The 22,264-nt window shown below is 70.3% G+C and carries 21 protein-coding genes and 7 pseudogenes; 18 read left to right on the top strand and 10 right to left on the bottom strand.

Annotated elements, in window-relative coordinates; translation table 11 throughout:
* The first annotated feature begins 164 nt into the window (after nucleotides 1-164).
* Complete coding sequence (locus ACFOW4_RS10315) at nucleotides 165-320, top strand: hypothetical protein (protein ID WP_377526578.1); 156 nt, start codon at nucleotides 165-167, stop codon at nucleotides 318-320.
* Between the two features lie 591 nt (nucleotides 321-911).
* Here the strand turns inward: ACFOW4_RS10315 and ACFOW4_RS10320 are convergent.
* Nucleotides 912-1,772, bottom strand: coding sequence for a helix-turn-helix transcriptional regulator (locus ACFOW4_RS10320; protein WP_377526579.1), 861 nt, complete (start codon nucleotides 1,770-1,772; stop codon nucleotides 912-914).
* A 243-nt stretch (nucleotides 1,773-2,015) separates the two neighbouring features.
* On the opposite strand from ACFOW4_RS10320, the gene ACFOW4_RS10325 reads away from it, so the two are divergent.
* The 3 genes and pseudogenes from ACFOW4_RS10325 to ACFOW4_RS10335 all read left to right on the top strand — a co-directional run.
* Nucleotides 2,016-2,753: an SDR family oxidoreductase gene (locus ACFOW4_RS10325; protein WP_377526581.1), complete on the top strand. Its 738-nt coding sequence runs from the start codon at nucleotides 2,016-2,018 to the stop codon at nucleotides 2,751-2,753.
* Between the two features lie 24 nt (nucleotides 2,754-2,777).
* Complete coding sequence (locus tag ACFOW4_RS10330) at nucleotides 2,778-3,080, top strand: hypothetical protein (protein ID WP_112583147.1); 303 nt, start codon at nucleotides 2,778-2,780, stop codon at nucleotides 3,078-3,080.
* A gap of 176 nt (nucleotides 3,081-3,256) precedes the next feature.
* Nucleotides 3,257-3,649, top strand: a pseudogene (locus ACFOW4_RS10335) (hypothetical protein); the annotation flags it as partial.
* 235 nt (nucleotides 3,650-3,884) lie between these two features.
* Here ACFOW4_RS10335 and ACFOW4_RS10340 read toward each other — a convergent pair.
* Nucleotides 3,885-4,028, bottom strand: coding sequence for a hypothetical protein (locus tag ACFOW4_RS10340; RefSeq protein ID WP_377526630.1), 144 nt, complete (start codon nucleotides 4,026-4,028; stop codon nucleotides 3,885-3,887).
* Here ACFOW4_RS10340 and ACFOW4_RS10345 point away from each other — a divergent pair.
* The 3 genes and pseudogenes from ACFOW4_RS10345 to ACFOW4_RS10355 form a co-directional block, all read left to right on the top strand.
* Nucleotides 3,994-4,318: pseudogene (locus ACFOW4_RS10345) on the top strand (DNA translocase FtsK); the annotation flags it as partial. The gene ACFOW4_RS10340 and the pseudogene ACFOW4_RS10345 sit on opposite strands and share 35 nt — an antisense overlap.
* A gap of 170 nt (nucleotides 4,319-4,488) precedes the next feature.
* Nucleotides 4,489-5,070 carry a TetR/AcrR family transcriptional regulator gene (locus ACFOW4_RS10350; protein ID WP_377526583.1) on the top strand — a complete coding sequence of 194 codons (582 nt, stop codon included), beginning with the start codon at nucleotides 4,489-4,491 and terminating at the stop codon, nucleotides 5,068-5,070.
* Nucleotides 5,071-5,125: 55 nt separating this feature from the next.
* Nucleotides 5,126-6,085 (top strand): SDR family NAD(P)-dependent oxidoreductase, encoded by a 960-nt coding sequence (locus tag ACFOW4_RS10355; protein WP_377526584.1) that lies wholly within the window; start codon nucleotides 5,126-5,128, stop codon nucleotides 6,083-6,085.
* A 193-nt stretch (nucleotides 6,086-6,278) separates the two neighbouring features.
* Here the strand turns inward: ACFOW4_RS10355 and ACFOW4_RS10360 are convergent.
* The 6 genes and pseudogenes from ACFOW4_RS10360 to ACFOW4_RS10385 all read right to left on the bottom strand — a co-directional run.
* Nucleotides 6,279-6,464, bottom strand: a pseudogene (locus ACFOW4_RS10360) (integrase core domain-containing protein); the annotation flags it as partial.
* Nucleotides 6,465-6,575: 111 nt separating this feature from the next.
* Nucleotides 6,576-6,761 (bottom strand): annotated as a pseudogene (locus tag ACFOW4_RS10365) (cupin domain-containing protein); the annotation flags it as partial.
* A pseudogene (locus tag ACFOW4_RS10370) lies at nucleotides 6,741-6,869 on the bottom strand (hypothetical protein); the annotation flags it as partial. The pseudogenes ACFOW4_RS10365 and ACFOW4_RS10370, both read right to left, overlap by 21 nt.
* A 309-nt stretch (nucleotides 6,870-7,178) precedes the next feature.
* Nucleotides 7,179-7,472 (bottom strand): MerR family DNA-binding protein, encoded by a 294-nt coding sequence (locus ACFOW4_RS10375; protein WP_377526628.1) that lies wholly within the window; start codon nucleotides 7,470-7,472, stop codon nucleotides 7,179-7,181.
* A gap of 147 nt (nucleotides 7,473-7,619) precedes the next feature.
* Nucleotides 7,620-7,952, bottom strand: a complete 333-nt coding sequence (locus tag ACFOW4_RS10380; RefSeq protein ID WP_377526586.1) for a hypothetical protein — start codon at nucleotides 7,950-7,952, stop codon at nucleotides 7,620-7,622.
* Between the two features lie 158 nt (nucleotides 7,953-8,110).
* Nucleotides 8,111-8,419, bottom strand: a pseudogene (locus tag ACFOW4_RS10385) (MerR family transcriptional regulator); the annotation flags it as partial.
* 70 nt (nucleotides 8,420-8,489) lie between these two features.
* On the opposite strand from ACFOW4_RS10385, the gene ACFOW4_RS10390 reads away from it, so the two are divergent.
* On the top strand, nucleotides 8,490-8,858 hold the full coding sequence (locus ACFOW4_RS10390) for an ArsR/SmtB family transcription factor (RefSeq protein WP_377526587.1): 369 nt from the start codon (nucleotides 8,490-8,492) through the stop codon (nucleotides 8,856-8,858).
* A 349-nt stretch (nucleotides 8,859-9,207) separates the two neighbouring features.
* Here the strand turns inward: ACFOW4_RS10390 and ACFOW4_RS10395 are convergent, their stop codons facing one another.
* Nucleotides 9,208-9,594 (bottom strand): nuclear transport factor 2 family protein, encoded by a 387-nt coding sequence (locus ACFOW4_RS10395; RefSeq protein WP_377526629.1) that lies wholly within the window; start codon nucleotides 9,592-9,594, stop codon nucleotides 9,208-9,210.
* 165 nt (nucleotides 9,595-9,759) lie between these two features.
* Entirely contained in the window at nucleotides 9,760-10,047 is a 288-nt protein-coding gene (locus ACFOW4_RS10400; RefSeq protein ID WP_377526590.1) for a VOC family protein, read from the bottom strand.
* On the opposite strand from ACFOW4_RS10400, the gene ACFOW4_RS10405 reads away from it, so the two are divergent.
* The 10 genes and pseudogenes from ACFOW4_RS10405 to ACFOW4_RS10450 all read left to right on the top strand — a co-directional run bounded on the left by ACFOW4_RS10405 (nucleotide 10,046) and on the right by ACFOW4_RS10450 (nucleotide 22,213).
* A complete protein-coding gene (locus ACFOW4_RS10405) occupies nucleotides 10,046-10,294 on the top strand; it encodes a hypothetical protein (protein ID WP_377526591.1) in 249 nt (82 codons plus the stop codon). The genes ACFOW4_RS10400 and ACFOW4_RS10405 overlap by 2 nt on opposite strands.
* Nucleotides 10,295-10,420: 126 nt before the next feature.
* On the top strand, nucleotides 10,421-10,885 hold the full coding sequence (locus ACFOW4_RS10410) for a hypothetical protein (RefSeq protein ID WP_377526594.1): 465 nt from the start codon (nucleotides 10,421-10,423) through the stop codon (nucleotides 10,883-10,885).
* A 98-nt stretch (nucleotides 10,886-10,983) separates the two neighbouring features.
* Nucleotides 10,984-11,271 (top strand): annotated as a pseudogene (locus ACFOW4_RS10415) (ABC transporter permease); the annotation flags it as partial.
* Nucleotides 11,272-11,621: 350 nt separating this feature from the next.
* Nucleotides 11,622-11,711, top strand: coding sequence for a K(+)-transporting ATPase subunit F (gene kdpF / locus ACFOW4_RS10420; protein ID WP_377526595.1), 90 nt, complete (start codon nucleotides 11,622-11,624; stop codon nucleotides 11,709-11,711).
* Nucleotides 11,711-13,366: a potassium-transporting ATPase subunit KdpA gene (gene kdpA / locus ACFOW4_RS10425; RefSeq protein WP_377526598.1), complete on the top strand. Its 1,656-nt coding sequence runs from the start codon at nucleotides 11,711-11,713 to the stop codon at nucleotides 13,364-13,366. The genes kdpF and kdpA overlap by 1 nt, the downstream gene beginning before the upstream one ends.
* 20 nt (nucleotides 13,367-13,386) lie before the next feature.
* Entirely contained in the window at nucleotides 13,387-15,582 is a 2,196-nt protein-coding gene (gene kdpB, locus ACFOW4_RS10430) for a potassium-transporting ATPase subunit KdpB (protein ID WP_377526600.1), read from the top strand.
* Nucleotides 15,582-16,463: a potassium-transporting ATPase subunit C gene (locus ACFOW4_RS10435; RefSeq protein ID WP_377526601.1), complete on the top strand. Its 882-nt coding sequence runs from the start codon at nucleotides 15,582-15,584 to the stop codon at nucleotides 16,461-16,463. Before kdpB ends, ACFOW4_RS10435 begins: the two co-directional genes overlap by 1 nt.
* Nucleotides 16,464-16,587: 124 nt before the next feature.
* Entirely contained in the window at nucleotides 16,588-19,140 is a 2,553-nt protein-coding gene (locus tag ACFOW4_RS10440; RefSeq protein ID WP_377526603.1) for a DUF4118 domain-containing protein, read from the top strand.
* Nucleotides 19,137-19,829 (top strand): response regulator, encoded by a 693-nt coding sequence (locus ACFOW4_RS10445; RefSeq protein WP_377526604.1) that lies wholly within the window; start codon nucleotides 19,137-19,139, stop codon nucleotides 19,827-19,829. The genes ACFOW4_RS10440 and ACFOW4_RS10445 overlap by 4 nt, the downstream gene beginning before the upstream one ends.
* Before the next feature lie 311 nt (nucleotides 19,830-20,140).
* On the top strand, nucleotides 20,141-22,213 hold the full coding sequence (locus tag ACFOW4_RS10450) for an amino acid transporter (protein WP_377526606.1): 2,073 nt from the start codon (nucleotides 20,141-20,143) through the stop codon (nucleotides 22,211-22,213).
* The last annotated feature ends 51 nt before the right edge of the window (nucleotides 22,214-22,264 follow it).

Here is a 22,264-nt window from a genome sequence, read left to right on the forward strand (position 1 = left end):
TTCGCCGAGCAGCTACGCTCACTACAACAGCCCGGTGTTGCAACGACCGATTGAACTCGCCCTGTCAGGGACTGCGCGGCGACCGCGCGTGGGCATACCGGCTGGGGCGCGGGCTAGCCCGCTTCTACGTTGCTTTGAACGCAGGGACCGCTACCGTCTGTGCCGTGCTGATGTGGGAGTGGCGCCGGCCGGCCTTGGGGCTGCTGGCCTTCCCGCTGGTCTTGTACATCGTCTCGATCGTCGTCGCGATCATGGCCGCTCGCCAACTGAAGGCGCACCGCGGGGCGACGACGGTCGAGGATCGCGTGCACCACCGATAGGCAATTGCCGGTTACGCAGTGTGCCAGCAGGTCCAGAGAGGCCCTGTCGACTGTCACCCTTCAAGTGAAGCCGATGCGTTACGGATCAACTGGAGCCCGACATCGCGGCAGCCGGCCGTCCCGGTCCGAAAAGCGGGGTAACCGATCGGGCCAGGACCTGCGTGACGCCCGCCGGCTGGCTGGGCACTTGTACGGTCACCGCATCGAATGGAACGATGACGTTCCGCGATATCTCAGAGATCCAGTGCGTAGTGCTGCACCTAGACGCCCCTGAGGTTGCGACCGTTGGGGGTGGCTCGATGCCCATCCCGGTCGTCGAAACGCCCGTTGAACCTGCAACCCCGACCCGGCCGCGCCGCGAGCCCTCAAGGCCAGCGGGTACGTCTCCGCTACTACATCCGCGATCACGGGGTGCGGCACATAATCCGCATTATTGCCGCGTCGCGCTTCGCCGTCACTGCAGACGTGTCGGCGCGACGCGCCCAGGGCGGAATCCGGTAGACCGAGAGCCGTTGCAGCGCGCGAGTCCGTGCTGACCGGCGGCCGCGACCACGTTCCGACTGGGGTGCGGCACTTCCGCGTGCGCAGGCATCAGCCCTTGGGTGGCTGACCACCCCCCGGCGGCTGGCCCGCGACCCCCCGATCCGGTGCTGCCAGAGCGGCCAGGGCCTCGGCACTGCGGCTGCCCGGCTCAGGCGTGCCGACCAGCAGTTGCTGACCGGGAGCATCCAGGACGTCAAAGGTCTGGTAGGTCAGCTCGACCCGCCCTGCCTCGGGGTGGTGTATGACCTTGAACATGCGGGTCAAGCCCTGCACGGTCTGGTCCGCCCAGAGGGCGCCGAACTCCGGCGAGTCCCGTCGCATGTCAGTTACGAGCGCCCGGATCTGGGGATCTTCCGGGAAGAGATCGGCGTTGAGTCGTAGGGCGTGTACGACGTTCTCGGTCAGGGTCGGCCAGTCGGGGAAGACGGTGCGGGCCTGCGGATGCTGGAACAGCACCCGGGCCATGTTGGTCGGGCCCGTGAACGGGGACAGCAGGGCAGCCGCCACGCTGTTGGTGGCCAGCACCTGGAACGCGGGACTGAGCACGTAGGCGGCGGAGGTGGGAAATGCGTCCAGCAGCCGCAGCAGGGCGGGGTGGACGGAGTCCCGGGTGTTGTCCGGGCCGAGGCGAGGATGGAGCCCGGCGAGCCGGAAGAGATGGCCGCGCGCGTCCGGGTCGAGGCGCAGGGCCCGGCCGATCGCGTCGAGCACCTGTGCCGAGGGCTTGCGCTCCCGACCCTGCTCGAGGCGGGCATAGTAGTCGGCGCTCACCCCGGCCAGCACTGCGATCTCCTCGCGGCGCAGCCCCGGTACCCGGCGGTCGCCGCCCCCGTGCAGTCCGGCCTCTTTCGGGTCCACTCGGGCGCGGTTGGCCCGGAGGAATTCCCCGAGCCGGTTTGAATCGGGCATGTCGACCAGCCTAAGACTCCTGGCTGAGATCCCGGGCCAGCTGCCGGCTTCGCTGGCCCGTCCGCTGAATCGCCCCATCCGCAGGTCGAGGCGTACGGGACAGAGCGCCCTGAATCGAATGAAACGTACGTGGTGCCGGGGTGTCGCGCACCCAGGAAGCCTCACCCTTCCCGGGCCCGCGTACCAGCCGCATCGTTGAGCAGCGGCGCTTGGCCGCAGGCCCGAAGCACAACAGGAGGATCAATGGGAGACAGTACCGGCTCGAAGATCATTCTCATCACCGGTGCAAGCAGTGGTATCGGTGCGGCGACCGCCCGCCGGCTGGCCGCCGACGGCCATCACGTCGTGCTGGGTGCCCGGCGCGTCGACCGGCTCGCCGCACTCGTCAACGAACTGGGCGCCGCCGGTGGCACCGCCGAGCACCATGAGCTCGACGTCACGAGCCGTGACAGCGTGCTCTCCTTCGTCGAGGGCGCCCACAACCGGCACGGCCGCATCGACGTACTGGTCAACAACGCCGGCGTGATGGCCCTGTCGACCCTCGACGCGCTGCGGGTCGACGAGTGGGACCAGATGGTCGAGGTGAACCTGCGCGGCACCCTGTACGGCATCGCCGCCGCACTGCCGCTGATGCGGGCCCGCGGCGCAGGGCACATCATCAACATCGGCTCTACCGCCGGGTACCGCGTCGACCCGACGGCCGCGGTCTACTGCGCCACCAAGTACGCGGTCCGGGCGCTTACCGAAGGGCTGCGCCAGGAGAGCCGGGACGTCCGGCTAACCCTGGTGAGCCCCGGCTACACCCACTCGGAACTCACTGAGCGGGGAGGCGACCCTCAGGTGCGTGCTGCCGCCCACGCGGCGGCCGAGGAGCTGGGAATGCCTGCCTCGGCAGTCGCCGACGCGATCGCCTACGCCATCACCCAGCCCGACAGCGTCGACGTCAACGAGATCATCATGCGGTCCACCGTGCAGGGCTGATCGCACACCACGAGGAGGGCACCCATGAGCGAAGCACTCGAGATGACGACGTTCCGGCTCGTCTCCGGCCTCACCGGCGCCGACTTCGTCAACGCCAACGACGACATCAACGAATACCTGCGACGGCAGCCCGGCTTCCGGTGGCGTCGGATCGTGCAGGACGACGACGGCACGATCACCGACATCGTCGCGTGGGACTCCGCCGCCGACGGCCGGCGCAGCGCCTCGGGGATCATGACCGAGATGGCCGGCTCCCCGGTGCACGCCACCATCGACCACGCCACGGTCGACTTCCGGATCGTCCCGGTGCTGCAACACACCAGCTGACCCCGGCGCCCATACGGTCGCCACACCTGGCCGGGCACTGACCGGAACCTGGGCGCGGTGCCCATCGACTACAGCGCCGTCAGCGTCGAGGAGTACGTCGCGACGTACACCGCGGGTCAGGGTTTCGACATCGTCGCCGACAATGTAGGCGGTGCGTCGCTCTCGACGCTTCGTTCGCGGCGGTGCGTACCTACCAGGGACACGTCGTCAGCGCGTTGGGATGGGGATCGCACTCCCTCGCACCGCTGTCGTTTCGCGGGGCGACCTACTCCGGAGTGTTCACCCTGCTGCCCATGCTGACCGGACAGGGCCGGGAGCACCATGGAGAGATCCTGCACGAGGGCGCGGCACTGGCCGATGCCGGCGTGCTGCGTCCACGACTCGACCCGCGCCGCTTCACCCTGGATACGGTCGGGGAGGCGCATGACCTGGTTGCCGGGGCGCCGGGGAGGGCAAGGTCGTCATCGACGTCGACGCCTGAAGGCACCCGGCGAGGAGCAGGGTCAACGCGCGATGTCGCCGCCGGCACGAGACGCCCGTCGGCCGGCCGGCGCCTCATCGCAACCTGACAGACAAGATATCGGTGGTTAGTACTCCAACGTCAGTTCGCCTGTCTGCGCTGGTAGTGGGATCGTCGGGCTCGGGCTTGGGATGTTCGTCGCCAGATCCACCAGTGCAGGGTGTGCGCTGGCGGGAGCGATGCGGCGAGGACGAAGGCGTTGAGGAGTCAGCGGATCTCGGCGACGGTCAACGCGATGATCTCCGGATCAGCGTTGGGCTGCTGCGCGGTGGCGGCGAGGATGGTCAGGACGGCCAGGGGAGCATGGCCCGGGTGATGAAGCGGTGCCAGCCGGTCCAGCCGCGGACCTGGTAGTGGTCCAGGCCGACCTGGCCTTTGCTGGTCTGGAACAGCTCCTCGATGCTCCAGACTGCAAAGAGCCGGCGCACCCCCGACTTCCGTCCAGACGTGCTCGGGCCGCCGGCAAAAGCGAAGCGTCCCGTCGCGGAGGGCATCAGCGAGGACCGCGACCTGTTGCTGCAGGCGATCGAGCTCGTGGTCACCTCGCAGTTCGGCTCCACCTCGATGCTCCAGCGCAGGCTGCGGGTCGGCTTCGCCAAGGCCGGCCGGCTGATGGACCTCATGGAAGCTCGCGGCGTGGTCGGCCCGTCCGAGGGTTCCAAGGCCCGCGACGTGCTGGTGAACCGACGAGTTGGAGCAGGTGCTGGCCGACTCGCGAATGAACTCGGGGTCCGCTGCATCGAGGGGGTGCGGCGGACCCTTACTGCCTGCGGTTGGCACAGTGAGTCCGTTAACGCCGGCCGAACGACCTCAGCCGCGTGCACCGCCGCCGCCCGATGTGATCTGACGCATTAGACAACTTTCGAAAATGTGTCTAGGCTGTCTAGCGTGAGCAACGTGGAGTTCAGCGACGACCCGAAGCGCGCCAGCGTCCTGGCCGCAGCGGTCGGGGTGTTCGGCCGCTACGGATTCCAGAAGACGTCCATGGAGGCGGTCGCCAAGGCGGCCGGCATCTCGCGGCCGGGCCTGTACCTGATGTTCCCCAACAAGGAGCAGCTGTACCGGGCCACCATGCAGGGCGTCATGGAACGCGCCCAGCGGGCCATGGAGGAGCGCTTTGCCGACCAGGCGCTGAGCTTCGACGAGCGAATCGTGGCGGGCCTGGACGCGCTGATGGGTCCGTACATCGACACCCAGGTGGCACGCGACCTCAACGAGCTGCTGGAGAGCAGCGGGCCCCAACTGGGCTCGATGTTCCACGACTACCAGGAGCGGGCCCGCAGCACGCTGAGCGCCCACATCGGCGCTCTCGCCCCACCGGGCCTGCTCGACGCCGAGCTGACCGCGGACGACCTGATGGACCTGCTCTTCTCCGCCGCGCTGACCTGGAAGTCGACCTCGGCCACCCGGGACGACTTCCGCGACCGGATCCGTCGGGCGCTGCGACTGATCCGCCGCACTGCGGTCTGACCCATCCCATCCCACCTCCCCATCGCAGAGTTTTCTGCGCCCTAGGAGTTCCGGAATGTCACGAATCATCACCCCTTTCTCGGCCCAGTCGACCGCCGCCGAGGTGATCGTCGGGGTCGACCTCACCGACCGTCGGGCGGTGGTCACCGGCGGCGCGTCCGGCATCGGCCTGGAGACCGCCCGCGCGCTGGCCAAAGCCGGAGCCGACGTGACGGTGGCCGTCCGCGACACCGCCGCCGGAGAGCGCGCAGCCGCCGACCTCACGGCCGGCGGCACGCCGGGCACCGTCCGGGTCGCCCACCTCGACCTGGCCGACCGCGCCTCCATCGACGCCTTCGTCACCGGCTGGACGGGCCCGCTGCACATCCTGGTCAACAACGCCGGCGTCATGGCCCTGCCGGAGCTGACCAGGACCGCCGAGGGCTGGGAGACGCAGTTCGCCATCAACCACCTCGGTCACGCCGAGCTGACCCTGGGGCTGCACGACGCACTCGCCGCCGCCCACGGCGCCCGGATCGTCGTCGTCAGCTCCTCGGCGCACCAGCAGTCCCCGGTCGTCTTCGACGACATCCACTTCACCGCCCGGCCCTACGAGGCATGGTCGGCCTACGGCCAGTCGAAGACCGCGACGATCCTGTTCACCGTCGCCCTGGCCCACAGGTGGGCCGCCGACGGCATCACCGCCAACGCCCTGCACCCCGGCGGCATCATGACCAACCTGCAGCGACACCTCGACGACGCGCAGCTGCGCTGGGTCGGCGCGGTGGACGAGCAGGGCAACCGCCTGGAGGTGCCGCCGGGCTGGAAGACCCCGCAGCAGGGCGCCGCCACCTCGGTCCTGCTCGCCGCCTCCCCGGAGGTCGACGGCGTCACCGGCCGCTACTTCGAGGACGCCAACGAGGCCCTGGTCATCGCCGAGCGCTCCGACGGCATGAGCGGCGTGCTGCCGCACGCCCTGGACGACAGGGACGCCGACATCCTCTGGGAGGAGACGCTGCGGCTCCTGCGGCGCTGAGCACGGGGCCGACGAAAGTCGCCGGCAGGTCACCCGCGGTCCACCGGGGGCAGGCGTACTGCGTCGCGTGCTGACTCGACCCGGCTACCTCGACGCGCCCAGAGTTGACGTTGCGCCGAAGTGCAACAGGGTGGCACCAATAGTCAACGTGTCAACTGGTTGGTGAATCCAAACTTGGTCTCGGCCAGCAGGACTAGGTGTGCTGTCCAGGGACGTTGGTCAACCTGGTGATGGGTGGTAGGCCGCCGATGGCGGTGTGGGGTCGGTGGTGATTGTAGTGATGCAGGAAGGCCGGTAAGGCCTTCCTGCGGGCTTGTTCGCAGTTGTAGAAGCGGGCGATGGCCCAGCCGTCGGTTAGGGTCCGGTGGAACCGTTCGATGCTCCTATGTTCGTGCCGAGACATCAAGGTAATCGACGTCAACCGGCCCAACCGGCAGGCACGACACCTCGCGGGCAAGAACGACGAACTCGATGCCGAGCCCCCGGGCTCGAACAGGGCGTCACCGGCCTTGAGTATCCGGGGCGGCTGCCCTTCCAGCTCGAAGAGGATCTCGCCCTGCGTGACGTAACCGAAGAGCGGACCGGGGTGTCGGTGCGGCGGTGCGCTGGGGTCGCCGGGCGCCAGGGTGACTCGGATGGTCCTGGCCTCGGCGCCAGCGCAGACCCCGGCGGCGATCCACCACAGGCAGCGGTGCTCGCGCCAGCCCTGCCAGACCAGCCATGCCCCGCCGATTTCGAACAGGGCGGCGACGAGGAACAGCAGGATGGAGCGGGCGACGGTCATTCCCCGCACCGTATCGGCCTGCCCATCGCCCGTGATCATGTCGGTGACCCGGTGGAACATCCGCAGCCGCTTCCGCCGGCGCAGCCGCCGCGGAGACGCCGGCGGCCCACCCACCACCACGCGGTGCCGGCCAGCGCGGCCAGAGCGACGGTGATGCCGGGCATCCACGCACCTGCGACGGCCCATCCGGCGCCGGACAGGACCCCGGCGGCCAGCAGCAGCGGGATGGCGCAGCACGCCGCGCAGGCCAGCCCGGCCAGGCCCGTCAGGCCGGAGGGCAGCACCCGGCGGGCCCGGTGAGGGACCCGGTCAACGGTCTTCGGCAGCGGGGACTCCTGCTACGGCGATGGTGGCGAACGGGATGGGGTAGCACGGCTGACCCGCGCACGCAACGAGGTCGTCGCACCCGGCGTCGACAGCGGCGCCCAGCGTGCCGGCGATGACCTGCAAATCGGCGATCGTCGCCTCGACCTCGGCGATCTTCGCCCGGGCGCGGGCCTGCAGCCCGGCGTCCGGGTGGCGGCCGTGGCGGTGCTGGCCTGCTTCGAGCAGGTCGGCGACCTCGTCGAGGGTGAACCCGAGCCGCTGCGCGGCCTTGATCACCTTCAGCACGGTGACCGCTTCGGCCGGGTAGAGGCGGTGCCCGGCGAGGCTGCGGTCTGGTTCGGCGAGGAGTCCGACGCTCGTAGTAGCGCAGCGTCTGGAGGTTCACCCCGGCTGCGGCGGCGACCTGGCTGCTGCGCAACCCGTTCACGTCGTCATGCGGGCGGCGGCCCGCTGCGCGAGTGCGTCGAGGACGTCAATGTGCGCGGCCGGCACCTGCACGTCGAGGCGCAGCGCGTCCGTGTCGCCGGCGAAGGTGAAGGTGAAGAACGAGCAGCAGGAGCTCTCCCGGCCGGTCAGGTCCCGGGCGGCCGTCTCGGCGTCCCGATCGAGGCGCCACCGCAGTTGGGTGGGAGACAGTTGCTGCTGCTCTAGCAGGGCGGTGGCGAACAGGTCGTCGAACTCGGCCAACCGCAGCGGCCGTTCCACGGTTGGCAAGGTGCACGACTCGGGCACCCAGGCCTGGTCATCGCTGCTCATGCCGGTAACGGTAAGCCTGTACCCAGGTATCGGATGCAAGTCCCACGCGCCGCGATCTCGCCGGCAACTCTCGGAAATCCAACCCTGATCGACACCGAAGTCGGTCGACGTCCCGCCCGCCGAGAGGTGCTCGCTTCCTTTGTGAAGGGCGGCGGCGCTCAGGTGGTGGAACCGCCGTGGTGGTCAAGTCTGGCGCGGGGGGTGTCGGCGAAGGCGTTCGGCCGTAACGAACTGCTCGCGTAGGGCGGTGACGCGGGTGGTGGCGGCGGTGTGGGACATGTCGAGCCGGTCGAGCAGGGCGTCCCGCCCGGTGCCGGTGCCGGTGTCGAGGGCTTCGAGGACGGTGAGGAGGTCGCGCATCTCGTCGAGGGCGATCCCGAGGGGTTTCATCCGTTGACCATGGCGAGGCGGTCGAGGTTGGGTCCGGTGTAGAGCCGGAAGCCGTCCTCGCTTCGAGCGGCGGGAAGGGTCCCCTCCCGAGGAACTCAGCGTGATCCAGCCCTCGTTGCACGGTCTAATGATGGTGTTGCTGCAACGATGCAAGACGTGGGAATTGCGGAAATTACGAAGCCTGCCATCTCGCCCCTTGCGGGTGAGCCGATCGAGCGCGCCGATGCTGAGCGGCTCGCGGGAGTGCTGAAGGCGTTCGCCGACCCAGCCCGGCTGCGACTGCTCAGCCTGATCCAGTCGTCACCGGAGGGCGAGGCGTCCGTGAGTGACCTCACCGCGCCGCTCGGGCTCTCGCAGCCGACCGTGAGTCACCACCTTCGGGTCCTCACCGAGGCTGGGCTGCTCGAGCGCGAGAAGCGGGGCGTATGGGCGTACTACCGGATCGTGCCGGCCGCGATCGCCGCGATCGCCGAGCTGTTGACGCCGCCCCGCAAGCGGGCGACGAAGACCCGCTGAGCCACACCGTCGAAGATCGGCGCCATGCCGGCTGACCCGGCACCTACCTGGCGCATCGGCGTGATCGACCTGCGTCAGATACGGCAAGCAGACGCAAGGTCCGACGAACGTGTCCCTCGCCGCTGGTGATGTGTACGGTCGTCTGGCGCCCCCCGGTTCCCTTGGTGCTGGAGGGTGATCGGACGTCGGCGAACTGACGGGGACACGCGCTTATCTGACCGGACGTGCGTCTCCTTCAGGCCAACTGAAGCCATCGCTCCCCATGGATGGTCTGCTGGACCTGCTGGTATCCGCCCGGATGCACTCGGGCAGAGCGGGCGTGCTGGTCGAGCCGATCTCGCAACTCTGTCTACTGATCAGCAGGGATATCGGCCACCCCGTTGGGCAGCATGGCGCGGGCGGAGCGAACGAGGTCGAGGGACTCCCGCAGGAGCTTGATCTTGCCGTTCTCGGCGACGAGGCGTCCGGCGTACATCTGGCTGAAGGGACGGCCGGTGACGGTCCGGCGCTCTACCGAGTATTCGCCGAAGGCCTGGTCCGGGGTGTCGATGAGGACCTCGACGGTGTCGAAGCCGAAGTCGGGCACCACCTTGAGCAGGCCGACGATGAACGCGCGGATCTCGTCCGGCCCGGCGATGCGCGGTGGCAGTCCGATGGAGGTCAGGTACGGCAGTTCGATCGCGCCGTCGTCGGTGAACAGCGCCCGCCGTGCCGTCCGGATCGGCGATGGTGGCAGCGTAGGCCAGCATCAGTTCGCCTGCGCTTCTCATCTGGTGGTCCTCTCCGGGAAGCGTGCTCTGGTGGTGGCGGCGGCGCGTCCCCGCGCCGGGACCGGCCCGGGTGAGCCGGTCCCGGCGCGACGCCTCGTGGTACGGGCCCAGCCCCGTGGTGCGGGGTTGGCTCAGCCGACCGGGCTGGCGCCGGCCTGGAAGACGTTGATGAAGTTGCCGTCGGTGTCGCGGATGGCGGTGGAGACGCTCCCATCGCCGAGGTCCAGCTGGTCCCAGACGATGGTCACGCCGAGGTCCCGGAACCGGTTGGTGGCGCGGGCGAGGTCGTCCACCCGCAAGACGAGGGCCTTGTTGCCGATCGGTCGGATGTGCTCGGGCGGATCGAGGAACATGTCGGGCACCCGGTAGCCGTTGGCGGGCCTGCTCGGCACCGCCATCATCGCCCCACTGCAGGCCATGATCCTGCACCACGCCGGGAACGCCCCCACCTTCGCCGTCGCGGTCAACGTCGGCGCGCTCAACCTCGGCGCCGCAGCCGGCTCCGTCGGCGGGGGCCTGATCCTCGCCGCCGGCGCGGTGCGCTGGACCGGCCTGGTCGGTGCGGCACTGAGCGTCACCGGGCTGGCCCTGACCTACCTGATCCTTCCGCGCGGCTCGCGCGCCGCCGCACCCGCGGAGGCGCAGCTCGCGTGCGCCGCAGCCTGATCCGCCCGCCGGCGACCCCGTCGCCCGCTCGCCGGCCGGCCAGTTCATGGTCGTCCAAGGCGGGTAAGCGGCGGCGGTGGCCAGGCCGAGGTCCGTTCTGTCAACGATTCCCGGAAGGCCCGTGTCATGACCAATCAGCCCAACCTCGACCTGATCTTTTGGTCTGGATCGGTACGAACCAAGCCGTCCGTCGAGCACGTCCGCGCCGCGCAGGCCGGCGGATTCACCAGCATGCCCATCGCCGCGGACACCCACCGCGCGGCGATCGACTCGGGGCTGTCGCCGCAGGTCGTCATCGGCATGACCGAGGACGCCGGGGCGCCGATCCGGCGCTTCGAGGCCTTCACCGACTGGGCGCCGATCGACCTCGCGGCCGGCGGCGGAGCCCTCAAGGACAAGTCCGACGTCGCCGGTAGGGACTCCTTCGCCATCGCCGAGCGGCTGGGAGTACGTCTCCCAGGCCCCGCCGGTCGACGTACTCACCGTGCGGATCCTGGACGTCGGTGGCGGCCTGGACGAAGGCGCGCACCAGGGGAGTCTCCGCGCCGCTGCGCCACACCGGGGCATACCGCAGAACAGGTCCGTCGGTGATGCGGACGAAGGTGATGTCACCTCGCTGCCGGGTGGCGGAGGCGTCCGCCCCGATCGGGGAAACGACGGTGCCGTCGGCGACCGCCGTGAAGGCCCCCGTCGCGCTGGGCCTCGCCGCCAAGTCGCCCGAGACAGCGGGTCTGGCCGCCGTGCCGCTGGTCATGCTGCCGTTCTTCAGCAGCGCGATCGTCCCGGCGGAGAAGATGGGGCCGGGCCTGCGGCAGTTCGCCGAGTACCAGCCCTTCACGCCGATCATCGAGGCCCTCCGCGGGCTGCTCAACGGCGCGCCGGACACCGGCGACGCGATCATCGCCGTCGTCTGGTGCGTGGGAATCGCCCTCGTCGGGTTCCTGTGGGCGCGTTCCGCCTTCACGAAGCGAGCATGACCTCGGCCAGCTGACCAACTGCCGTCCACGTACCTCCAGCGCTGCCTCGGCGAACGACGTCCGCCGAGGCGGCGCCGCAAGGTCACCCGGCACCGCCCGTGATCCGGTTCACCTGGTCAGCGGCCGGCGTTAAAAGGCCGTCAAGAAACCGTCCGATGGCGTCATGGTTGCGTTAACGCCCCTGTCCGGCCAGGTTCCGAGGCGCTTTGATTGCCCGGCGCGACCGACTGACGGTCGTGGCGAACTCGTTTCCGGTAAGGGGAGTCAGCCGTGTCTGACGTGGTGTTCGTGGTGTTGACGGTGGCGCTGTTCGCAGTGCTCGCCCTGGTGGTGCGGGCGGTGGAGAAGCTGTGAGCGACGTCAACGCCGTGGGCCTGGTGCTGGCGATCGGCCTGGGTGTCCTCATGGTCGTCGCCCTGCTGTTCCCGGAGCGCTTTTGATGACCACGACGACAGCCGGCGTCATCTTCGTTCTGTCCCTGATCGTGGCCCTGGTCGCGGTCTACAAGCCGTTCGGCGACCACATGTTCCGCGCGGTGTCCGGCACCCGGCAGTCCCGGCTGGAGCGGGGCATCTACCGCCTGGTCGGGGTGAACCCGGGCGCCGAGCAGCCCTGGGGCGTCTACGCCCGCAGCGTGCTGGCCTTCTCCGCCGTGTCGATCCTGTTCCTCTACGCCTTCCAGCGGTTGCAGCAGCACCTGTGGCTGTCGCTGGGCTTTCCCGCGGTGGTGCCGCACGGTGCCTGGAACACCGCGGTGTCGTTCGTGACCAACACCAACTGGCAGTCGTACTCCGGTGAGTCGACCATGGGCCACCTGGTGCAGATGGCCGGGCTGGCGGTGCAAAACTTCGTCTCCGCCGCCGTCGGCATCGCCGTCGCGGTCGCTCTGGTCCGCGGCTTCGCCGGCCGCCGCACCGGCGAGCTGGGCAACTTCTGGGTCGACCTGACCCGGATCGTGCTGCGGATCCTGCTGCCGATCGCGGTGCTGGGCGGGCTGGCCCTGATGATCGGCGGCGTGGTGCAGAACCTGTCGGGCGGCGCCGACGTGAGCACCCTGACCGGCGGCACCCAGACGATCACCGGCGGGCCGGTGGCCAGCCAGGAGGTCATCAAGGAGCTGGGCACCAACGGCGGCGGCTTCTACAACGTCAACAGCGCCCACCCGTTCGAGAACCCGACCGCCTGGACGAACTGGCTGGAGATCTTCCTGATCCTGCTGATTCCGTTCAGCCTGCCCCGGGTGTTCGGCCGGATGGTCGGCCAGAACCGGCAGGGTTACGCGATCGCCGCGGTGATGGCGATCCTGGCACTGGCCAGCATCACCCTGACCAACGTCTTCGAGCTGTCCGGGCACGGCACCGTGCCGCAGGCGGTCGGCGCGGCGCTTGAGGGCAAGGAGGTCCGCTTCGACGTGTCGAACTCGGCCACCTTTGCCGCTGGCACGACGCTCACCTCCACCGGCGCGGTCAACTCGTTCCACGACTCGTACACCCCGCTCGGCGGCATGATGACGATGGTCAACATGATGTTCGGCGAGGTCGCCCCCGGTGGCGTCGGCTCCGGCCTCTACGGCCTGCTCATCCTCGCGGTGGTCACGGTCTTCGTGGCCGGCCTGATGGTCGGGCGCACCCCGGAGTACGTGGGCAAGAAGATCGGCTCCCGCGAGATCAAGTTCGCCTCGCTGTACTTCCTGGTCACCCCGGCGCTGGTGCTGACCGGCACGGCCGCCGCGTTCGCGACCGGCAACGCCTCGACCGCGCTCAACGTCGGGCCGCACGGCCTGTCCGAGGTGCTGTACGCGTTCACCTCGGCGAGCAACAACAACGGCTCCGCCTTCGCCGGCATCACCGTCAACACCACCTGGTGGGACACCGCGCTCGGGCTGTGCATGCTGCTCGGCCGGTTCCTGCCGATCATCTTCGTCCTCGCCCTGGCCGGTTCGCTGGCCCGCCAGGCACCCACCCCCGCGTCCGAGGGCACCCTGCCCACCCACCGGCCGCTGTTCGTCGGCATGGTCGTCGGCGTCACGGTCGTCCTCGTCGCGCTGACCTTCCTGCCCGCCCTCGCCCTCGGCCCGCTGGCCGAAGGGCTGTGACCACCATGAGAGAGAAGGACATGACCACGTCCACGCCGGCACCGCACGGCACCGCCGACGCGGCGACCGCCGGCACCCCGGCCACCCAAGGCAACCGGGCCGGCGGTGGCCTGCTCGACCCCGAGCAGATGTTCCGCGCCCTGCCCGACGCCCTGCGCAAGCTCGACCCGCGCACCCTGTGGCGCAACCCGGTGATGCTGATCGTCGAGATCGGTGCCGTGTTCACCACCGTGCTCGCCGTCGCCGATCCGTCGGTGTTCGCGATCGCGATCGCGATCTGGCTCTGGCTGACCGTGCTCTTCGCCAACCTCGCCGAGGCGGTCGCCGAGGGGCGCGGCAAGGCGCAGGCGGCCACCCTGCGGCAGGCGAAGAAGGACACCATCGCCACCCGCCTGGTCGGCTGGACGCGGGGTGCCGCCGCGAACGCCTACCGGGACGAGGCCGTCGCGGCGCCGGAGCTCAAACAGGGCGACATCGTGCTGGTCGAGGCCGGTCAGATCATCCCTGGCGACGGCGACGTGGTGGAGGGCATCGCCAGCGTCGACGAGTCGGCCATCACCGGCGAGTCCGCGCCGGTGATCCGGGAGTCCGGCGGGGACCGCAGCGCGGTCACCGGCGGCACCCGGGTCCTCTCCGACCGGATCATCGTGAAGATCACCCAGAAGCCGGGGGAGAGCTTCATCGACCGGATGATCGCGCTGGTCGAGGGAGCGAATCGGCAGAAGACACCGAACGAGATCGCGCTGAACATCCTGCTCGCCGCGCTCACGATCATCTTCCTGCTCGCGGTGGTCTCCCTGCAGCCGCTGGCGATCTTCTCGAAGGGCTACCAGGCCGCCGCGCCGAACTCGGGGGCGATCACCGACGCCGGGGTTACCGGGGTGGTGCTGGTCTCGCTGCTGGTCTGCCTGATCCCCACCACCATCGGTGCGCTGCTCTCGGCGATCGGCATCGCCGGTATGGACCGCCTCGTGCAGCGCAACGTCCTCGCGATGAGCGGCCGCGCCGTGGAGGCGGCCGGCGACGTCAACACCCTGCTGCTGGACAAGACCGGGACCATCACCCTGGGCAACCGGCAGGCCGCCGAGTTCCTGCCCGTCGAGACGGTCACCGCCGCCGAGGTGGCCGACGCCGCGCAGCTGTCCAGCCTCGCCGACGAGACCCCCGAGGGCCGCTCGGTCGTCGTCCTGGCCAAGAACGAGTTCGGGCTGCGCGAGCGGGAACCGGGACTCATCCCGCACGCCACCTTCGTGCCGTTCACCGCACAGACCCGGATGAGCGGCGTCGACCTCACCCCCGATGCCGGTGAAAGCCCGGCCCGCCGGGTCCGCAAAGGCGCCGCAGCGGCGGTGATGAAGTGGGTACGCGACAACGGCGGGCATCCCACCGCCCACGTCGGGGAACTCGTGGACGCGATCAGCGGCACCGGCGGCACCCCGCTGGTCGTAGCCGAGCACGTCGAGGGTCAGCCGGCCCGCGCGCTGGGGGTGATCCACCTCAAGGACGTGGTGAAGGCCGGCATGCGAGAACGGTTCGACGAGATGCGCGCGATGGGCATCCGCACCGTGATGATCACCGGCGACAACCCTCGTACCGCCAAGGCCATCGCCGACGAAGCCGGCGTCGACGACTTCCTCGCCGAGGCCACCCCGGAGGACAAGCTCGCCCTGATCCGCAAGGAGCAGGAGGGCGGCCGGCTGGTCGCCATGACCGGCGACGGCACCAACGACGCCCCGGCGCTCGCCCAGGCCGACGTCGGCGTGGCCATGAACACCGGCACCTCGGCCGCCAAGGAGGCCGGCAACATGGTCGACCTCGACTCCGACCCGACCAAGCTGATCGAGATCGTGGAAATCGGCAAGCAGTTGCTGATCACCCGCGGCGCGCTGACCACGTTCAGCATCGCCAACGACATCGCCAAGTACTTCGCGATCATCCCGGCCATGTTCGCCGGCCTCTACCCGAGCCTGGACACGCTGAACATCATGCGGCTGTCCAGCCCCGAGTCGGCGATCCTCGCCGCGGTCATCTTCAACGCCCTGGTCATCGTGGCGCTGATCCCGCTCGCCCTGCGCGGCGTGCGGTACCGGCCGGCCGCCGCGTCGAAGTTGCTCAGCCGCAACCTGCTCATCTACGGCCTCGGCGGCATCATCGTGCCGTTCATCGGCATCAAGCTCATCGACCTGCTCATCCAGTTCATCCCAGGGATCTCGTGATGCGCCTACCCACCTGGCTCGCCCAGCACCTCGCCGCCCTACGCGCGCTGCTGGTCTTCACCGTCCTGCTCGGCCTGGCCTACCCCCTTGCCCTCGTCGCCGCCGGTCGGTTGCCCGGCCTCGACCACAGGACCGACGGCTCGCTGGTCGAGGCCAGCGGAAAGGCGGTCGGCAGCTCGTTGATCGGACAGTCCTTCACCGACGCGGCCGGCAACCCCGTCCCGCGCTACTTCCAGTCCCGCCCCTCCGCCGCCGGCGACGGCTACGACCCCACCGCCACCGCTGCCAGCAACCTGGGCCCGGAGAGCGTCGTCGACACCATCGCCACCGACCCGCAGGAGTCGACGCGGAGCCTGCTCACCCAGGTCTGCGCGCGCAGCAAGGCCGTCGGTGACCTCGACGGCGTCGACGGGCGGCGCCCATACTGCACGGCGGACGGGGTCGGTGCGGTGCTCGCGGTGTTCCGCACCGACGGGTTCACCGGCCGGATCACCCGGGTGGTCAGCGTCAACCAGGCCGCCCCGGCCACGCCGTTCCTGACCACGTACCAGGGGGTGCCGGTGGAGCCGGCGAAGCCGGGTGAGGACTACGTGGCCGCCGGTGGGATCGTCACCCCGATCCGCGGCGACGCCCCCGCCGAGCCGGCGGTGCCCGCCGACGCCGTCACCGCCAGCGGCAGCGGCCTCGACCCGCACATCTCCCCGGCGTACGCGGAAATCCAGGTGGCCCGGGTGGCGCGGGAGCGTGGCACGGACCCGGCGGCGGTCCGTCGCTTGGTCGACCAGCACACCACCGCCCGGTCGCTGGGCTTCATGGGCGAACCGGGGGTCAACGTCCTGGAACTCAACCTCGCCCTCGACGAGCGGTTCCCCGCCCGCTGACACCCTGCGCTCGGGCCGGGCCGGCCCAGGGTCGGCCAGGCCCGAGGGGCAGGTCGTTCCGCCCGGTGACGCGCTGTTCCAGACCACTTCGCCAGCGGCCCCCCGACCAGGAAGGATCGTCTGCGTGTCCCGCGGAGAACTTCGCATCTACCTGGGGGCCGCCCCCGGCGTGGGCAAGACCTACGCCATGCTGGAGGAGGCCCAGCGCCGCGCCGAGCGCGGCACGGACGTGGTGATCGGTTTCGTCGAGACCCATGGCCGCCGGCACACCGCGGCCATGATCGGCGATCTGGAGCAGGTTCCCCGCCGCACGATCACCTACCGGGACGCCGAGTTCACCGAGATGGACCTCGACGCCGTACTCGCCCGCCGGCCCGAGGTGGTGGTGGTCGACGAGCTGGCGCACACCAACGTGCCCGGCTCCCGGCACGACAAGCGCTGGCGGGACGTCCAGGAACTGCTCGACGCCGGCATCAGCGTGCTGTCGACGGTCAACGTCCAGCACCTGGAGTCGATCAACGACGTCGTCGCGCAGATCACCGGCACCACGCAGCGGGAGACCGTGCCCGATGAGATCGTGCGCGCCGCCGAGCAGGTCGAACTGGTCGACATGACCCCGGAGGCGCTGCGCCGGCGGATGGCGCACGGCAACATCTACCGCCCGGACAAGATCGACGCTGCGCTGGGCAACTACTTCCGCGTCGGTAACCTCACCGCGCTGCGCGAGCTGGCGTTGCTCTGGCTGGCCGACAAGGTCGACGAGCAGCTCGACCGGTACCGCGCCCAGCAGGGCATCTCGGCCACCTGGGAGGCCCGCGAACGGGTCGTCGTGGCGCTCACCGGCGGCCCCGAGGGGGAGACACTCATCCGCCGCGCGGGCCGCATCGCCGCCCGCAGCAAGGGTGCCGACCTGCTCGCCGTCCACGTGGCCCGCAGTGACGGCCTGGCCGGCGCCGACCCCGCCCAACTCGCCCGGCAGCGGGTCCTCACCGAGAGCCTCGGCGGCACCTACCACCAAGTCCTCGGCACCGACATCCCGGCCGCGCTGCTGGAGTTCGCCCGCGGGGTGAACGCCACCCAACTCGTGCTGGGCGCCAGCCGCCGGGGTCGCTTCGCCCAACTGTTCGCCCGAGGGGTCGGGGTCACCACCACCGCCCTGTCCGGTGCCATCGACGTACACCTGGTCACCCATCCCCAGGCGGGTCGGGGCCGGCGGACGACCGGTGTGCCGGCGGCGCTGTCGCGCCGACGCCGGCTGCTCGGGTTCGCCCTCGCCGGACTGGGCATGCCGCTGCTCACGTCGCTGCTACGGGCGCTGCCGGACCTCACGCTGACCAACGACATCCTGCTCTTCCTCGCCGGCGTCGTCGGGGTGGCGCTGGTCGGTGGCCTGTGGCCGGCGCTGGTCGCCGCGCTCGGCGGCTCCCTGCTGCTCAACTGGTTCTTCACCCCGCCGTACTACACGCTGACCATCGCCGAGGCGGACAACCTGCTCGCCCTCGGTGTCTTCGTCGGCGTGGCCGTCGCGGTGAGCTGGGTGGTCGACGTGGCCGCCCGGCGTACCCGGGAGGCGGCGCGGGCGTCCGCCGACGCGCAGACCCTCGCCACGGTGGCCGGCGGCGTGCTCCGCGGGGAACGGCCGCTGCCGGCGCTGCTGGACCGGCTGCGGGAGACGTTCGGCCTGCGCGCGGTGAGCGTGCTCGAGCTGACCCCCGAGGCCGAGGGGCGCCCCGCCCGCGCCCGGGAGGAGAGCGCGTGGCGGGTCGTGGCCAGCGTCGGCGACGCTCCACCCTGCAGTCCCAGCGCGGGGGAGACCGCCGTGCCGGTCGACGACCGGCTCACCGTCGTGCTGTCCGGGCGGCGGCTGGAGGCCGCCGACCGGCGGGTGGTCGAGGCGTTCGCCGCCCAGGCCGCGCTCGCGCTGCGCCAGGAACGCCTCGCCGAGGAGGCCGCCACCGCCCGGCCCCTCGCGGAGGCCGACCGGATGCGCACCGCGCTGCTCGCCGCGGTGAGCCACGACCTGCGTACGCCGCTCGCCTCCGCGAAGGCCGCCGTGTCCAGCCTGCGCAGCCCCGACGTCGAGTTCGATGCCGACGACCGCGAGGAACTGCTCGCCACGGCCGACGAGTCGCTGGACCGCCTCGGCCGCCTGGTGGCGAACCTGCTGGACATGAGCCGGCTACAGACCGGCGCGCTCGGCGTGACCCGGACCGCGATCGGACTGGAGGACGCCGTACCCCGAGCCCTGGACGAGCTGGGCCCCGTCGCGGCGGACGTGACCACGGACATCCCGGCCGACCTGCCGGCGGCACTGGCCGACCCGGGGCTGCTGGAACGGGTCCTGGTCAACATCGTCGCCAACGCACTGCGCCACACCGCACCCGGCCAGCCGCCGCGTATAACCGCCAGCGCCCACGCCGGGCACGTCGAGCTGCGGATCATCGACACCGGCCCCGGCATCCCCGCCGACCAGTGGGAACACGTCTTCCTGCCGTTCCAGCGCCTCGGCGACCGGGACAACACCACCGGCGTCGGGCTCGGCCTCGCGCTGTCCCGCGGCCTCACCGAGGCGATGGGTGGCAGCATCACCCCCGAGACCACCCCCGGCGGCGGCCTGACCATGGTGCTCCGCCTACCCGCCGCCGCACCGACCAGCGCGGAAGGGCCGCAGGAATGATCCGCATCCTCGTCGTCGACGACGAACCGCAGATCCTGCGCGCCCTGCGGATCAACCTGCGCGCCCGCGGCTACGACGTCCAGGTCGCCGACACCGGCACCGCCGCCCTCAAGGCCGCGGCCAGCCACCCACCGGACCTGGTGGTACTCGACCTGGGCCTGCCCGACATCGACGGCGTCGACGTCATCCGGGGACTGCGCGGGTGGACCACCGTGCCGATCATCGTGCTGTCCGGGCGGGCCGGCAGCCAGGACAAGGTCGCCGCCCTCGACGCCGGCGCCGACGACTACGTCACCAAACCCTTCGGCATCGACGAACTCCTCGCCCGTGTCCGCGCCGTAACGCGTCGCCTCGCCGCGACAACGGCCGATGCCGCCCCCGTGGTTGTGGCCCCCAAAGTGGGTCGGCACACCGTCAACCTGGTCGACCGGACCGTCACCCGCGACGACGGCGTCGGGGTCAAGCTGACCCCCACCCAGTGGGCCATGCTCGAGAAGCTGCTACGCAACCCCGGCAAGTTGATCAGCCAGCGGCAGCTGCTGCACGACGTGTGGGGACCCGAGTACCAGAACGAGACCAATTACCTGCGGCAGTACATGGCGCAACTGCGGCGCAAGCTCGAAGATGACCCCGCCCGCCCCCGCCACCTCATCACCGAACCAGGCATGGGCTATCGGTTCCAACCCTGACGTTGAGATCACGGGTGGGCAATGCCCGCGTGCGGACACCGCGGGGACTGGCCGCGTTGCCCAACAGCCATCGCGGACGGAAGTGTCGCGAGGCTGTGGTAGCAGTGCGCGCCCGGAACTGCAACAGCGCCTCCGCGACGCCGAGCAGGCTCAGCTCGTCGATTGACAGGCGGGTGAGCACTTACGTTCCGGTCTGCCCCGGTCGGGCGGATCGAGTCCGGTGGCGGGTAGGTACTGTGTCGGCTGCTTGCGCGATCCACGCCGCACCAGGCGGGATAACGGCGAGGCGGTCAGGCGGGGATGGAGCCAACATGAACAGCGAACGGGGATCCGCCGCGAGAGCGCGACGCAAGCCAGGCGGCACACCGCGGCCCCGCGGCCAGCAGCACCGCGACAGCCACTCACCTGTCAAAGCCCTGCCCGACAGCGTCGACGCGCCTGCGACGACGCGCCCCGCGTCCAAGCCGATCACCCGATGGTTACTTCAGCACCGGGTGCAGCCGGCGGGCCCGGAGGCCGGAAAGTCGCACGCCACGCCGCATGCCTGGTGGAAGGTGATGTGCCTGACCGGCGTGGACTACTTCTCCACCCTGTCCTACCTGCCCGGCATTGCGGCCCTCGCGGCCGGGGCGCTGTCACCGCTGGCCACCCTGCTGATCGTGGCGCTGACCCTGTTCGGGGTGCTGCCGATGTACCGGCGAGTCGCTCGGGAGAGCCCGAACGGGCAGGGTTCGGTGGCGATGCTGGAGCGGCTGCTGCCGTTCTGGAAGGGCAAGCTGTTCGTCCTGGTGCTGCTCGGGTTCGTGGCCACCTCGTGGATCATCACGATCACCCTGTCGTCGGCGGACGCCACGGTGCACCTGCTGGAGAACCCGCTGCTACCCGACGGCTTCCCACACGGCACCACCGCCGCGGTGACGGTGACGGTGGTGCTACTGCTGATCCTGGGCGGGGTGTTCCTGCTCGGCTTCAGCGAAGCCGTCGGCATCGCGATTCCCCTGGTAGCGGTGTTCCTGGCACTCAACGCCGCGATCGTCGCCGTCGGCCTGGTCGACATCGCCCGCGAGCCGGCGCTGATGAGCGGCTGGACCGATGCCCTCACCACCGGCACCGGGGGCATCGGCGACATTGTCGGCCCGGCGGTCATCGCCTTCCCGCTACTGGTGCTCGGCCTGTCTGGCTTCGAAACCGGAGTCAGCATGATGCCACTGGTCAAGGGCGACGGCACGAACGACGCCCACCGCTTGGCCGCGCGGATCCGCAACACCAAGAAGCTGCTCACCGCCGCCGCTGTGATCATGTCCGGCTACCTTCTCACCACCACATTCGTCACCACCGTGCTCATCCCAGCTGAGGAGTTCCAGCCCGGCGGGGAGGCCAACGGCCGCGCGTTGGCCTACCTGGCCCACGAACGACTCGGCGAAGCCTTCGGCACGGTCTACGACGTCAGCAGCGTGCTTATCCTGTGGTTCGCCGGCGCGTCGGCGATGGCCGGCCTGATCAACATCGTGCCCCGCTACCTGCCCTCATACGGCATGGCTCCCGAGTGGGGACGCGCCGTGCGCCCCGTGGTCATCGTCTACACCCTGATCAGCATCGCCATCACGATCGCCTTTGCCGCGGACGTCGACGCCCAGGCCGGCGCCTATGCCACCGGCATCCTGGCGATGATGGTGTCCGGGGCCGTCGCGGTCACCATCTCCGCGCTGGGCCGCCGCCAACGCGCCGCCACCGCTGGGTTCGCCGCGCTGACGGCCGTGCTGGCATACGCGCTGGTCGAGAACGTCATCGAGAAGCCCGACGGGATCGCGATCTCTGGGCTGTTCATCGCTGGGATCATCACCGTCTCGCTCATCTCTCGCGTCTCCCGCACCACCGAACTGCGCGCCGAGCGCGTCGAGTTCGACGAGATCGCCCGCCGGTTCGTCACCGAGTCCCTCACCCACGACGGGCGGCTACACCTGATCGCTCACCGCCGCGACACCGGCGCAGTCTCGGAGTACCGGCGTAAGGAAGCGGGCCAACGCGGCATCAACCCCGTCCCTGGCGCCGCCGACGTGCTCTTCCTCGAAATCGACGTCGTCGACCCCTCGGAGTTCAGCGGCGTCCTGCACGTCAGCGGCGTCGAGGTCGGCGGGCACCGCGTCCTGCGTGCCGCCGCCCCCGCCGCACCCAACGCCATCGCCGCGATCCTTCTCGCGCTGCGCGACGCCACCGGCGTACGACCCCACGCCCACTTCGAGTGGTCCGAGGGAAACCCGGTGGCGCACCTGCTGCGCTACCTCCTGCTTGGCCGCGGCGACACCCCACCCGTCGTGCGGGAGATCATCCGCAAGGTCGAACCCGACCCGGCTCGCCGGCCCGGCATCCACGTCGGCGGCTGAGGCACCGACCATGCCGGGCAGGCCCCGAGGATTGAGACGACGGCTTCGACC

This window comes from Micromonospora sp. GCM10011542 (assembly GCF_042650685.1).
Lineage (GTDB): Bacteria > Actinomycetota > Actinomycetes > Mycobacteriales > Micromonosporaceae > Micromonospora.

What these genes read in the sequence shown, in the direction of transcription:
- ACFOW4_RS10435 (WP_377526601.1), top strand. Translation starts at nt 15,582, where the DNA reads ATGCGCCTACCCACCTGGCTCGCCCAGCACCTCGCCGCCCTACGCGCG.
- ACFOW4_RS10450 (WP_377526606.1), top strand. Translation starts at nt 20,141, where the DNA reads ATGAACAGCGAACGGGGATCCGCCGCGAGAGCGCGACGCAAGCCAGGC.
- ACFOW4_RS10330 (WP_112583147.1), top strand. Translation starts at nt 2,778, where the DNA reads ATGAGCGAAGCACTCGAGATGACGACGTTCCGGCTCGTCTCCGGCCTC.
- kdpB (WP_377526600.1), top strand. Translation starts at nt 13,387, where the DNA reads ATGACCACGTCCACGCCGGCACCGCACGGCACCGCCGACGCGGCGACC.
- kdpA (WP_377526598.1), top strand. Translation starts at nt 11,711, where the DNA reads ATGACCACGACGACAGCCGGCGTCATCTTCGTTCTGTCCCTGATCGTG.
- ACFOW4_RS10445 (WP_377526604.1), top strand. Translation starts at nt 19,137, where the DNA reads ATGATCCGCATCCTCGTCGTCGACGACGAACCGCAGATCCTGCGCGCC.
- ACFOW4_RS10380 (WP_377526586.1), bottom strand. Translation starts at nt 7,952, where the DNA reads ATGAGCAGCGATGACCAGGCCTGGGTGCCCGAGTCGTGCACCTTGCCA.
- ACFOW4_RS10325 (WP_377526581.1), top strand. Translation starts at nt 2,016, where the DNA reads ATGGGAGACAGTACCGGCTCGAAGATCATTCTCATCACCGGTGCAAGC.
- ACFOW4_RS10400 (WP_377526590.1), bottom strand. Translation starts at nt 10,047, where the DNA reads ATGGCCTGCAGTGGGGCGATGATGGCGGTGCCGAGCAGGCCCGCCAAC.
- ACFOW4_RS10410 (WP_377526594.1), top strand. Translation starts at nt 10,421, where the DNA reads ATGACCAATCAGCCCAACCTCGACCTGATCTTTTGGTCTGGATCGGTA.
- ACFOW4_RS10390 (WP_377526587.1), top strand. Translation starts at nt 8,490, where the DNA reads ATGCAAGACGTGGGAATTGCGGAAATTACGAAGCCTGCCATCTCGCCC.
- ACFOW4_RS10405 (WP_377526591.1), top strand. Translation starts at nt 10,046, where the DNA reads ATGATCCTGCACCACGCCGGGAACGCCCCCACCTTCGCCGTCGCGGTC.
- ACFOW4_RS10355 (WP_377526584.1), top strand. Translation starts at nt 5,126, where the DNA reads ATGTCACGAATCATCACCCCTTTCTCGGCCCAGTCGACCGCCGCCGAG.
- ACFOW4_RS10320 (WP_377526579.1), bottom strand. Translation starts at nt 1,772, where the DNA reads ATGCCCGATTCAAACCGGCTCGGGGAATTCCTCCGGGCCAACCGCGCC.